The 11,407-nt window shown below is 74.3% G+C and carries 12 protein-coding genes and 1 pseudogene; 2 read left to right on the plus strand and 11 right to left on the minus strand.

The genetic code is table 11. The annotated features are described in order from the left end of the window. Positions 1 to 33 precede the first annotated feature (33 nt). From FVA95_RS03995 to FVA95_RS04030, 9 genes are all read right to left on the minus strand, one after another. A complete protein-coding gene (locus tag FVA95_RS03995) occupies positions 34 to 648 on the minus strand; it encodes a TetR/AcrR family transcriptional regulator (RefSeq protein ID WP_149662983.1) in 615 nt (204 codons plus the stop codon). Then, complete coding sequence (locus FVA95_RS04000) at positions 645 to 2,627, minus strand: CocE/NonD family hydrolase (protein WP_149662984.1); 1,983 nt, start codon at positions 2,625 to 2,627, stop codon at positions 645 to 647. Before FVA95_RS04000 ends, FVA95_RS03995 begins: the two co-directional genes overlap by 4 nt. Beyond that, on the minus strand, positions 2,624 to 3,784 hold the full coding sequence (locus FVA95_RS33445; RefSeq protein ID WP_255474608.1) for an ABC transporter ATP-binding protein: 1,161 nt from the start codon (positions 3,782 to 3,784) through the stop codon (positions 2,624 to 2,626). Before FVA95_RS33445 ends, FVA95_RS04000 begins: the two co-directional genes overlap by 4 nt. Beyond that, the gene (locus tag FVA95_RS32625) at positions 3,754 to 4,065 is read right to left on the minus strand and encodes an ATP-binding cassette domain-containing protein (RefSeq protein WP_255474607.1); all 312 of its coding nucleotides are present in this window, start codon (positions 4,063 to 4,065) and stop codon (positions 3,754 to 3,756) included. The genes FVA95_RS33445 and FVA95_RS32625 overlap by 31 nt, the downstream gene beginning before the upstream one ends. Next, on the minus strand, positions 4,062 to 4,883 hold the full coding sequence (locus FVA95_RS04010; protein ID WP_149662985.1) for an ABC transporter permease: 822 nt from the start codon (positions 4,881 to 4,883) through the stop codon (positions 4,062 to 4,064). The genes FVA95_RS32625 and FVA95_RS04010 overlap by 4 nt, the downstream gene beginning before the upstream one ends. Further along, positions 4,880 to 5,827: an ABC transporter permease gene (locus FVA95_RS04015; RefSeq protein ID WP_149662986.1), complete on the minus strand. Its 948-nt coding sequence runs from the start codon at positions 5,825 to 5,827 to the stop codon at positions 4,880 to 4,882. Before FVA95_RS04015 ends, FVA95_RS04010 begins: the two co-directional genes overlap by 4 nt. Further along, complete coding sequence (locus FVA95_RS04020; RefSeq protein ID WP_240051255.1) at positions 5,824 to 7,377, minus strand: ABC transporter substrate-binding protein; 1,554 nt, start codon at positions 7,375 to 7,377, stop codon at positions 5,824 to 5,826. The genes FVA95_RS04015 and FVA95_RS04020 overlap by 4 nt, the downstream gene beginning before the upstream one ends. A gap of 213 nt (positions 7,378 to 7,590) precedes the next feature. Further along, positions 7,591 to 8,148, minus strand: coding sequence for a PH domain-containing protein (locus FVA95_RS04025; protein WP_149662988.1), 558 nt, complete (start codon positions 8,146 to 8,148; stop codon positions 7,591 to 7,593). Between the two features lie 4 nt (positions 8,149 to 8,152). Beyond that, positions 8,153 to 8,305 carry a hypothetical protein gene (locus FVA95_RS04030; RefSeq protein ID WP_020623561.1) on the minus strand — a complete coding sequence of 51 codons (153 nt, stop codon included), beginning with the start codon at positions 8,303 to 8,305 and terminating at the stop codon, positions 8,153 to 8,155. A gap of 109 nt (positions 8,306 to 8,414) precedes the next feature. Here FVA95_RS04030 and FVA95_RS04035 point away from each other — a divergent pair, with 109 nt between their 5' ends. Then, entirely contained in the window at positions 8,415 to 8,819 is a 405-nt protein-coding gene (locus FVA95_RS04035) for an NUDIX hydrolase (RefSeq protein ID WP_149662989.1), read from the plus strand. A gap of 109 nt (positions 8,820 to 8,928) precedes the next feature. Here the strand turns inward: FVA95_RS04035 and FVA95_RS04040 are convergent, their stop codons facing one another. Continuing rightward, on the minus strand, positions 8,929 to 9,432 hold the full coding sequence (locus FVA95_RS04040) for a MaoC family dehydratase (protein WP_020623563.1): 504 nt from the start codon (positions 9,430 to 9,432) through the stop codon (positions 8,929 to 8,931). A 364-nt stretch (positions 9,433 to 9,796) separates the two neighbouring features. On the opposite strand from FVA95_RS04040, the gene corA reads away from it, so the two are divergent. Beyond that, complete coding sequence (corA, locus tag FVA95_RS04045) at positions 9,797 to 10,903, plus strand: magnesium/cobalt transporter CorA (protein WP_164514833.1); 1,107 nt, start codon at positions 9,797 to 9,799, stop codon at positions 10,901 to 10,903. Between the two features lie 33 nt (positions 10,904 to 10,936). On the opposite strand, the pseudogene FVA95_RS31910 reads toward corA, so the two are convergent. Continuing rightward, positions 10,937 to 11,407, minus strand: a pseudogene (locus FVA95_RS31910) (hypothetical protein); the annotation flags it as partial.

Consider the following 11,407-nt stretch of genomic DNA (forward strand, 5'->3'; position numbering starts at 1 on the left):
GGCACACCGCCGGCCCGCCCCGGGACGCGGTGCCTACTCCCCCGTCGGGCGGGGCGACCCGGTCCAGTCGGCCAGCGCGGCCCGGACGTGCGCGACGGCCCGCTCCGACGACATCGGGGGCACCCCGCGCAGCCGCTGCAGGGCCAGCCCGTCGACCAGCGCGACGAGCCGCGCCGCGGTGCCGTCGGGGTCCGCGCAGCGCAGCGAACCGTCCGCGACCCCGGCGACCACCAGGTCCCGCAGGACGGCGTGCCAGCCGGTGTAGCGCTCGTGCTGGGACCGTTCGTCGTCCCACACACCGTCCTGCCAGCACTCCAGCCACAGCCGCCAGTGCGGCCGCGTCTCCTCGTCGAGCGACGCGGCGAGCAGCAGGTCCAGGCCGTCGCGCGGGGCCAGCGTCGCGGCCCGTTCCCGCAGCGGGTCGTAGTAGGCGGCGAGCTGCACGGCGAGTGCCTCGGCGAGGATCTCCCGGACGCCGGAGAAGTGGTAGGTCAGTGTCCCGACCGACACCCCGGCCGCGGCGGCGATGTCGCGGATCCCGGTGCCGCGCACCCCGCGCTCGGCGACCAGCGCCGGGACCGCCTCGAGCACCATCGCGCGCCGGACCTCGGTGGGCTGACGGCGCCGCGGCGCGGGCCGGGCGGTCATGCGCCCCGCCGCGGGATCCTGCGGTGCCAGTGCCGCTCGGCGACGACCTCGTCGCCGGACCGGGCGACCAACGAGCTCTCGGCGACGAAGTCGGTGGCGGTCGCCGTGAGCACCGAGCGGGTCTCGATGTCGGTCCGCCAGTCGCCGCGGCCGATCGCGATCGTCCAGGCCGACTCGGCGCGCGCCGAGAGCGGGTCGCCGTCGGTGATCCGGTAGGTCTCGCGGGTGTCCTCGGCGTAGGACAGCCCGTCGGGGAAGGTGCGCGAGCCGCCGTAGCGGGGATCGACGCGCAGCTCCCAGGTACCGGCGCCGACGTCGTGGAGGACCTCGCGTTCGGGACGGTCCGGCGGCGGGGTGGTCGTCACCGGCAGCGGCGGCGCCTGCTCGGGCGGCCCGAACGTCGTCGCCGGGAGGTCGGTGCCGGAGTTCAGCGGCAGGGTCAGCGAGCTCTGTGCGGGCACGACCGTCAGGCGTACCGGGTCGGGGTGCGGCCACACCCACGGCCAGTACGCCTGCGAGACCGCGACCCGCAGCCGCCCGCCGGCGGGGACCGCGGAGCCGGTCGCCATCAGGGGTACCTCGACCGTCTCCGGGACACCGGGGGTCCACGGCACGGTGCGGTCGCGGCCGTGGCGGCGGGTCAGGTTCAGCACGCCCCGGGTGACCAGTGTGGACGCGCCGTCGTCGTCCACGGTGCACAGCCGCACGACGACGGCGGCCGCGGGCCGGTCGGCGTCCAGGCGCAGCCGCACCACCGGCCTGCCGAGGATCTCGATGCGCCCGGGCAGCGGGCCGAGGACGAAGCAGACCGAGCGTCCGTCCTCGGCGCGCTGGTCGGGCGGCAGGTCGGTGGGGTTACCGAACGGGAAGTAGCGCCCGGCGTCGATCCCGGTGTGGTCCGGCGCGGCGACGACGACCGGCTCCGTCCCGCTGCCCAGCACCAGCTCACGGGTGGTCTCCCCGACGGCCGCCGTGCCGACCCACCGCCCCGGCCGCTCCGGGTAGGTGGTGGCGGGCCGGACCGGTTCCTGGATCCAGGCCCGCAGCGGCGGGTCGTCCTCGACCCCGGTGGGCTCGTCCTTGAGCCAGCGGTCCCACCATCGCAGTGTCTCCTGCAGGAACCCGATCGCGGGGCCGGGCGGGAGCTCGATGTCGGGGTAGCGGTGCGCCCACGGCCCGACGATCCCCTTCACGGGGGCATCCAGTGTGGACAGCAGGCGGAGCACGGTGTCGCGGTACGGGTCGTTCCAGCCGCCGACGGCGAGCACCGCGGCCCGGATCGCCGAGGGGTCCTCGCAGACCGAGCCGTGCCGCCAGTAGTCGTCGCGCTCGGGGTGGGCCAGCCAGTGGTGCAGGAACGGTTCGGCCGCCTCCAGGCGCTCGCGCCACATCGGCAGCCACCGCTCCCCGACGACGGCCGGGTCCGGCGGCCGGGCGGTGAACGCCAGCATGGTGCCCGACCACCCCGCCATGTCGATGCCGAGCACGGCGCCACCGGTGTAGTGCACGTCGTTGTCGTAGCGGTCGTCGGTGGAGCAGACGGTGACGACCGCCTGCAGCGCGTCGGGGGCGAGCGCGGCGACCTGCAGGGCGTTGAACCCGCCCCAGGAGATCCCGAACATCCCGACCCGGCCGGTGCACCAGGGCTGGGCGGCCAGCCACTCGACGACGTCGACGCCGTCGGTCAGCTCGGCCGGGGTGTACTCGTCGAGCAGCAGGCCCTCGGAGTCACCGGTCCCCCGGACGTCGACGCGCACCGAGGCGTAGCCGTGCCCGGCGTACCAGGGGTGGCGGGCGGCGTCGCGGGGCGCGGTCCAGTCGTCCTTGCGGTAGGGCAGGTACTCCAGCAGCGCGGGCACCGGGTCGGCGAGGGCGTCGATCGGGAGCTGGATGCGGGCGTGCAGCCGGGTGCCGTCGCGGGTGGGGATCCAGGCGTCGACGGTCTCGGTACGGCGGGGGAACGCATCGCGGTACCTCATGGTGCTGGGGTCTCCTCCGGACTGCCGAGATCGGTGTAGCGGGCGGCGGTGAGCAGCTCGCGGGTGTAGGGGTGCCGCGGGTCGGCGAAGACCTCGGCGGTCGGCCCGTGCTCGACGACCCGGCCGTGCCGCAGCACCAGCACCCGGTCGGCGAGGCCGCGCACCACGGCGAGGTCGTGGCTGATCAGCAGCACCGCGAGGTCGCGCTCGCGGCGCAGGTCGTCGAGCAGAGCCAGGACCGAGGCCTGCACCGACACGTCGAGCGCGGTGGTCACCTCGTCCGCGACGACGACGGCCGGGTCCCCGGCCAGCGCGCGGGCGATCCCGACCCGCTGGCGCTGCCCGCCCGACAGCTGCGCCGGGAGCCGCCCGCCGAACGACGGATCGAGCCGCACGTCGGCGATCAGCTCCGCGACCCGGCGGGCGACCCCCGACCGCCCGGTCGCCGTGCCGAACAGCCGGACCGGGCGGGCCAGCGACGAGCCGACGGTGCGCCGCGGGTTCAGCGCGGTGTCGGCGCTCTGGAAGGCCATCTGCAGGGCCCGGCGGACCTCGACCGGTCGCCGTCCGGCGGGCCGGGACAGGTCGCCGTCCGGGGTGCACAGCCGCAGCGTCCCCCCGGCCGGGACGACGAGGCCGGCGAGCGCCCGGGCCAGGGTGGACTTGCCGCTCCCCGACTCCCCGACGATCGCCAGTACCTCACCGGCGGGGGTGCGTGATGGCGCGCAACGCCGAGGTTCCAGAGCCCGGACCCAGCCACGCAGCCCGCGCAGGACCAGCACCTCGTCGGCCATCCGCCGCACGACGCCGAGGTCGTGGCTGACCAGCACGCTCGCGAGCCCGTCGGCCTCGGCGAGCTCGGCCAGCAGCCGCAGCACCTCCTCCTGCGTGAGCACGTCCAGCCCGGTGGTCGGCTCGTCGAGCACGAGCAGGTGCGGCCGGGCCGCGACGGCCATGGCGATCGAGACCCGCTGCTGCTGCCCGCCGGAGAGCTGGTGCGGGTACCGCGGCGCGAGCCCGGGGTCGAGCCGGACGCGGTCGAGCAGCTCCGCGACCCGGGCGTCCCGGTCGCCGGTCCCCTCGGGCAGTGCCTCGGCGAGCTGGACGCCGATCCGCATCGACGGTGTCAGCACCGCCCCGGAGTTCTGCGCGACCATCGCGACGGTCCCGCGGCGCAGCGCGCGCACCCGTCGCGGGCCGCGGCGAACACGTCCTCGCCGTGCAGCGCGACGGTGCCCGCGGTGATCCGCGACCCGCGGCGCAGGTGGCCGAGCAGCGCCGCGGCGACGGTGGACTTGCCGCTGCCCGACTCCCCGACCAGGCCGAGGGTGCACCCCGGCTCGACGGCGAAGGACACCCCGCGCACCACGGGCACGTCGGCCCGGCCCGCGCGGTAGGCGATCCCGAGACCGTCGACCTCGACGACCGGGGCGCTCATCGGCCGGCCCCCGCCGTCATCCGGTCGACGCCCCACCGGTTCGCCAGGCCGTCCGCGGCCAGGTTCAGCCCGATGACCAGCGTGGCCAGGGCCAGGATCGGGGCGAGCACGCTCCACGGCACGACGGTGACGGCCGTACGGTTCTCGGCCACCATGAGCCCCCAGTCCGGCGTCGGGGGCGCGGCCCCGAACCCGAGGAACGACAGCGAGCTGATCAGCAGGACCACCCAGGACGCGCGCAGCGCGAACTCGACGGCCACGACACCGACGACGTTCGGCAGGACCTCGCGGACCAGCACCGACCCGGTGCGTTCGCCGCGCATCCGGGCCGCGGCGACGAAGTCGAGCCGGACCACCGACATCGCGGCGGCGCGCACGACGCGGACCACCGCCGGGGCGTAGGTCACCGTCACCGCGAGCACGACGACCGCCGGGCCGGCGCCGAGGACCGACACGACCACGAGCAGCGCCAGCACCGGCGGGACGGCCAGCACCGCGTCCAGGACGCGCATGACGGCGTCGTCGAGCCACCCGCCGCGCAGGGCGACCAGGCAGCCGAGCAGGGTCCCGAGCCCGACCGCGGCGACGGTCGCGGCGACCGACACCGCGAGCGCGTACCGGCCGCCGTACAGGACCCGGGCCAGCACGTCGCGGCCGTAGGCGTCGGTGCCCGCCCAGTGCGCCCAGGACGGGTCCTGCAGCGCGGACGCCGGGTCGCTCACGACCGGGGAGTACTGCGTCAGCAGCGGCGCGGCCAGCGCGAGCAGCAGGTGTAGCCCGACCAGTGCGGCCCCGACGAGCAGCGGCGCCCGGCTCACCGGGTGCTCCGCAGCCGCGGGTCCAGGGCCATCGCCGCGAGGTCGGCGGCCAGGTTGACCACGACGTAGACGACCGCGCCGAGCACCGCGACCGCCTGCAGGGTCGGGACGTCGCGGTTCTGCACCGCGCGCAGCATCAGCGTCCCGACGCCGGGGTAGTTGAACACCGCCTCGACCACGACGGCTCCTCCGATCAGCCAGGCCAGGTTCACGGCGATGACGTTGAGCGTCAGCAGCAGCGCCGAGGGCAGCACGTGGGCGAGGACGATCCGGCCGCGCCCGACGCCCTTGAGCGTCGCGGTCGTGACGAACTCCGAGCCCATCGTGTCGATCACCCCGGCCCTGGCCATCCGCACGATGTAGGCGGCCATGACCGTGGTGAGCGCGATCGCGGGCAGCCAGATCGCCCCGGCCAGGTCGGCGACGGGTGCGGTCGGCCCGTCCAGCACGACGGCGGGCGCGAGCGGGACCGTGATCGCGAACAGCAGGACCAGCACGGTCGCGACGACGAACTCCGGCACGCTCATCCCGACCAGGCAGACGGTGGAGATCACCAGGTCCGGGCCGCGGTCGCGGTACAGCCCCGCGACGACGCCGAGCCCCACCGCGAGCGGGATGCCGACGAGCACCGCGGGCCCGGCGACGAGCAGGGTGTTGCGCAGGTGCACCGCCAGGTCGGCCGTGACCGGGTCCCCGCTGACCAGCGACGTCCCGAGGTCGCCGGTGAGCGCGGCGCCCAGCCAGCCGAGGTAGCGCTCCCAGGCGGGGCGGTCGAGGCCGAGCTGCTCGCGCAGCGCCGCGACCGCGTCGGGCGTCGCGTCGCGGCCGAGCAGCTGGGTGGCGAGGTCCCCGGGCAGCGCCTGGAGCGCGACGAAGACCAGCACCGAGGCCAGCAGCAGGGTCAGCACCGAGACGCCGAGCCGGCGCAGCACGTAGCCGGTCATGCGAACCCCAGCCCGCGGTAGTCGAACTCGAACCCGTGCTCGCGGTAGCCGCGGACGTCGCGGGACATGCCGACCAGGCGGTCGGCGAACATCGGGGTGAGCGCGGAGCCGTGGACGGCGACGTAGCGCTGGGCATCCTGGTAGAGCGTGCGACGGCGGGCCGCGTCGGTCTCGGCCCTGGCGGCGTCGAGCATCGCGTCGAACCGGGGGTCGGCCCAGGCGGACTCATTGTAGGACGACCCGGACCGGAAGATCTGGTTGAGTAGCTGGTCGATCGGGCGGCCGGTGAACCAGTACGACACGCACAGCGGGCGGGTCATCCACACCTGGGTGTAGTACGAGTCGGCCGGTGCGGTGACCAGCCGGGCGCGGATCCCGGCGTCGGCGAGGGAGTCGGCGAACGCGACCGCGACCGGGGTGAACAGCGGGTCGTAGGCCGAGGTGTAGACGTCGAGCTCCAGGCCGTCGGCACCGGCGCGGCGCAGCAGCGACCGGGCCCGGTCGGGGTCGCGCGGGCGCAGCGTCGAGACCCAGTCCCGCTGTCCGGGCGGGACCGGGTTGTCCCCGCCGACGACGCCCGCGTCGCGCGCGGCGGTGTCCAGCACGGCCTGCGGGTCGTAAGCCAGCCGGACGGCGTCGCGGACCACGGGGTCGGTGAACGGCGCTGCCGTCGCGAGCATCGGGACCGTGTACCACTGGGCGTTGCGCGAACGCGCCACCGTCGTGCGCGGCGAGGACGCCACCACCCGGGCGGTCGCGGTGTCGAGGTTCGTCTGCATGAGCAGGTGCACCTGCCCGGCGAGCAGCGCGTTGGTGCGGGCCTGAGCGTCGGCGACGGAGGCGAACGCGATCTCGTCGAGCCGCGGGCGGCCTGCCCAGTGGTCGTCGTGGGCGGTGACACTGCCCCGCCCGGCCGGGGTGAACCCCCCGAGCGCGAACGGGCCGGTGCCGACCCCGATCTCCCCCGACGCCGGCAGCACCCCGCACTGGTAGCCCGACAGCAGCGACGGGAGCTCGGCCGCGGGCTTGGCCAGCGCGACCTGCAACGTGTACGGGTCCGGGGCCGACAGCCCGGCCGGCTCCAGGAGCCCGGCGAACACCCCGGCCATCGGCGACGACGTCGCGGGATCCAGGATGCGCCGCAGTGTGTGGACGGCGTCGGCGGCGGTGAGCTCGCGACCGTGGTGGAAGGTGACGCCGCGGCGCAGCCGGAACCGCCAGGTCCGCGCGTCCGGGCTCGACTCCCAGGACTCGGCGAGCCCCGGGACGGCGGCGCCGGTGTCGTCGAGCACGACGAGGCGGTCGTAGAGCGCGCCGAGGTACTCGTAGGCCGACAGCGAGCTCGCGGGGTCCAGTGTCTCGGCCCCGGACGCGGGCGGCCGGGCGACGACCATGCGCCCGCCGCGACGGGCCGGTCCGGCCGGTCCCGCCTCCGGGATCGCCGTCGACGCGGGTGCGCCGCCGCAGCCGGTGAGCCCGGCGGCGCCGAGCCCGGCCAGGCCCAGCCCTGCCAGGCCGCCACGCAGGGCGGCCCGGCGGGTCACTGTCACCGGCACACACACCTCTTCTCGTTCACCGAACGATTGATTCGTTCGATGAACGATAAGCCGCCGCCGGCGTACGTCAAGGGCCCCGTGCTCCGGGCCGCGCTCCGGAGCACGGGCGCGCGCACGACGACGCGGGGCCGCGCACGGTGCGCGGCCCCGCGTCGGGACGGCTGTCCGGCGGCGCCGGTGCGGCGCCCCGGAGGGGTGGCGGCGGGGTCAGCGCCGCCAGCGTGGTTTGGCGAGCATGCCCGTCGCGCGGGTCTTGCCCTTCTCCCCGAAGACCAGCTCGGAGAGCGCCTCGTAGATCTCCTCGGGCCGCGGCATGTAGTCGATGCGGTTGAGCGCCTGGATCTGCCCCGCGGACTCGACGACCATGGTCCCGTAGCCGAGCATGCGCCCGGACAGCGAACGCTGGAACGTGAGGTCGGTGACCTTGCCCAGGGGCATCATGCCGACGTTGTGCACGATGATCCCCTGGGCGATCATCACCCGCTTGTCGGTGATCACGATCCGCTCGATCCACCAGAGGATCGACAGCGCCGTGTACCGCAGGACCGCGACGACGACCAGGTAGAACGTCAGGTTGTCGACGACAACGTCCAGGACCGGGTCGGTCCCGGGGCGGTCGAGCAGCTGCTCGATCCCGACGACCACGAGGATGAACAGCGCGGTCTGCCAGATGTGCTTGACCATCACCGCCCAGTGCTGGCGCACACGGATGACGCGCCGCTCCGTGGGGAGCAGGTACTCGTCGATCTCCCGGGGCGCGAGCACGGGCTCAGATCAGGTTGGTGACGAACACCGAGACGGACTGCGCGGCGTCGTAGAGGATGTTGCCGACGTTGGTGACCGAACCGGCTGCACCATTGGGATTGGTGATCACCAGGAAGATCCCCAGCGCCACCGCAACCAGGATCAGGATCTTCTTCACGTTCCCTGCCCACCCGTTTCTCGGTGTGTCGGACACACAGACATGTCATTGGTACCGGAGGGCCGGCTGGCCCCGGTACCGGCACCCGAGCAGCGTACCGTCGTTTCGGATGACCGACAGTAGCCGACACGTCGCCTGCGTGGGTGGAATCGTGTTCGACCCGGACGGACGATTGCTGCTCGTCCGCCGGGCCAACGAGCCTGGTCGGGGGCTGTGGTCGGTCCCCGGTGGGCGGGTCGAGGCCGGCGAGAGCGAGCACGACGCGGTGGTCCGCGAGCTCGCCGAGGAGACCGGTCTGACGGTGGTCCCCGGCCGGCTCGCCGGGGTGGTGTTCCGAGGCCCGTACCGGATCGCCGACTACGTCTGCGTCCTCGCGGCCGACGCGGGTGCGCCGCGGGCCGGCGACGACGCCACCGACGCCCGGTTCGTCGACCGGGCGGACTACGCGGCGCTGGCCGTCGTCGAGGGCCTCACCGAGACCCTCGGCGGCTGGGACTGTCTGCCCCGGGCCTGACCGCCACGGCGGGTGCCCGACGGCCCCGGCGGTATGCGTGTGGGTGACACACGACGGCCCCCGCTCCGGTGGGAGTCGGGGGCCGCTGCGCCGGGGTGCGGCCGTCGGGTCAGACCTGCGGCGTGGGACGGCCGGGCTGTTCGCCGCCGCGGCTGTCGCCGTAGGACCGCTTCGGCACCATCACCTTGCGGCGGAAGGTGCAGACGACGGTGCCGTCCTGCTTGTAGCCGCGGGTCTCGACGTACACCACGCCGCGGTCGTCCTTGGACTTCGACGGGGTCTTGTCGAGGACCTCGGTCTCGCCGTAGATCGTGTCGCCGTGGAAGGTCGGCTTCGTGTGCTTGAGCGACTCGACCTCGAGGTTCGCGATCGCCTTGCCCGACACGTCCGGCACCGACATGCCCAGCAGCAGCGAGTAGATGTAGTTGCCGACCACGACGTTCTTGCCGAAGTCGGTCGTCTCCTCCGCGTAGTGCGCATCCATGTGCAGCGGGTGGTGGTTCATGGTGAGGAGGCAGAACAGGTGGTCGTCGTACTCGGTGACCGTCTTGCCGGGCCAGTGCTTGTAGACGGCACCGACCTCGAACTCCTCGTAGTAGCGCCCGAACTGCACCGTTCACACTCCCATCACGCCGTCGATTCGTTGCGGGAGTAATCTATCCGGTGGCCCGCGCGAGGAAGGGCGGTCCGGCTCACACGTGCGCGGTCGGGGATGTCACATCACGGTGACGTCGGCCGACGCACGGACGAGACACAGGACGGTCCGCCGAACAGCAGGGAGGTGAGTGCGGTGTCCGCGTCCCAGACACCGGCGAGCAGTAGGTGCCGCCTCCCGCTGCGCACGGCCCCGAGGTACGTCCGGGGCTGATCCCGGCGGGAGGCGAGTTCCGGCCCGGCGGCCGCCCTGCGCGGTCGCACCGTCATCCGGTGCCGCTCGTCCCCGAGCCGCACCGGCACGCCCGGAGGTGGTCCTCGTGATGCCCTCGCTCTCCCAGCTGCGCCCCACCATCCGCCCGTCCCGGCGCGCCGAGCGCGCCGCGGCCCGGGCCGCCGCGAGCCCGCCCGTCCGGCTGCGTGTCCCCCTGTCCGCCTACGTCGTCGACTGCGGCGTCTACCTCGACGGCCACCGGCTCCCCGGCCGCTGGACCCACGACGAGGCCATCGCCGAGGTGCGCGAGCGCGGCGAGGGCTTCGTCTGGATCGGGCTGCACGAGCCCGACGAGGAGCAGATCTCCGGCATCGCCGAGACCTACGGGCTGCACGAGCTCGCCGTCGAGGACGCGGTGCACGCGCACAACCGCCCCAAGCTCGAGCGCTACGACGACACGCTGTTCATGGTGCTCAAGACCGTCCGCTACGTCGGGCACGCCGACCCGACGACGTCGAACGAGATCGTCGAGACCGGCGAGGTCATGGCGTTCCTCGGGCGCGACTTCGTCGTGACCGTCCGGCACGGCCGCCACACCGGCCTGCGCGAGGTGCGCCGGCGCCTGGAGGACGACCCCGAGCAGCTGTCCCTCGGCCCGGCCGCGGTGCTGCACGCGATCGCCGACCACGTCGTGGACTCCTACATCGAGGTCTGCCGGCAGATCGAGGACGACATCGACGCCGTCGAGGCCGAGGTGTTCTCCCCGCGCTCGACGATGAACCCCGAGCAGATCTACGTCATGAAGCGCGAGATCCTCGACCTGCGCCGCGCCGTGATGCCGTTGGTCGGGCCGATGCGCAAGCTCGCCGAGGGCTACAGCGCCCTGGTCCCGCACGACGTGCGGTCCTACTTCCGCGACGTCGACGACCACCTCGGGGGCGTCGCCGAGCAGGTGGCGGGCTTCAACGAGCTGCTGACCACCCTGGTCGACGCGGTCCTCGCGAAGATCAGCATGCGGCAGAACAACGACATGCGGAAGATCACCGCCTACGCGGGTCTGATCTCGGTGCCGACGATGATCGCCGGTGTCTACGGCATGAACTTCGACTACATGCCCGAGCTGCACTGGGACTTCGGCTACCCGATCGTCCTGCTCGTCATCGCGACGCTGTGCGGGCTGCTGTACCGCAACTTCCGCCGCAACGGCTGGCTGTAGACCGGGCTGGCCATGGACCGGGGAGCCCGCCGGTCAGACCCGGCGGGTACCCGTCGGCGGGGTCGGCGGCTCGTCGTCCTCGGCGGGCGGGGGCGCCTCGCCGGGGCGCGGCCGAGGGGGGCCGGGGCGGCGGAGCCCGACCGGGCGGCGCGGACGAGGACCGGGTGTCGGACGCCGGGGGCCCGTGGCGCCGGGGTCGGGCTCTGCGACGGGGTCGGGCCCGGAGGAGCCGGGCCGGGAGCCCGGCAGCCCGTACCGCAGCGCCCGGGCGACGCCGTGCCCACGCGGACGGGTGTCCGGGTCCTCGTCGGAGGTGGGGTCGTCGGAGGTGGGGTCGTCGGGGGTGGGACCGTCGGGGGCGCCCGACCCACCCCGGTCGTGGTCGTCCGGCCCGTCGCCGGTGTCGTCCCGGTCGGCGTCGCCGGTGCGCCCGGCGGAAGAACTGGTCGCCCCGGGTGACGTTCGTGCACTCCCGGCTGGAGACTCTCGCCGAGGCCGGTGTCG

Source organism: Pseudonocardia sp. EV170527-09 (assembly GCF_008369905.1).
GTDB lineage: Bacteria > Actinomycetota > Actinomycetes > Mycobacteriales > Pseudonocardiaceae > Pseudonocardia.

Coding starts and splice junctions, on each gene's coding strand:
- FVA95_RS03995 (WP_149662983.1), bottom strand. CDS start 648: ATGACCGCCCGGCCCGCGCCGCGGCGCCGTCAGCCCACCGAGGTCCGG.
- FVA95_RS04000 (WP_149662984.1), bottom strand. CDS start 2,627: ATGAGGTACCGCGATGCGTTCCCCCGCCGTACCGAGACCGTCGACGCC.
- FVA95_RS33445 (WP_255474608.1), bottom strand. CDS start 3,784: ATGGTCGCGCAGAACTCCGGGGCGGTGCTGACACCGTCGATGCGGATC.
- FVA95_RS32625 (WP_255474607.1), bottom strand. CDS start 4,065: ATGAGCGCCCCGGTCGTCGAGGTCGACGGTCTCGGGATCGCCTACCGC.
- FVA95_RS04015 (WP_149662986.1), bottom strand. CDS start 5,827: ATGACCGGCTACGTGCTGCGCCGGCTCGGCGTCTCGGTGCTGACCCTG.
- FVA95_RS04035 (WP_149662989.1), top strand. CDS start 8,415: ATGACCGACAGTAGCCGACACGTCGCCTGCGTGGGTGGAATCGTGTTC.
- corA (WP_164514833.1), top strand. CDS start 9,797: ATGCCCTCGCTCTCCCAGCTGCGCCCCACCATCCGCCCGTCCCGGCGC.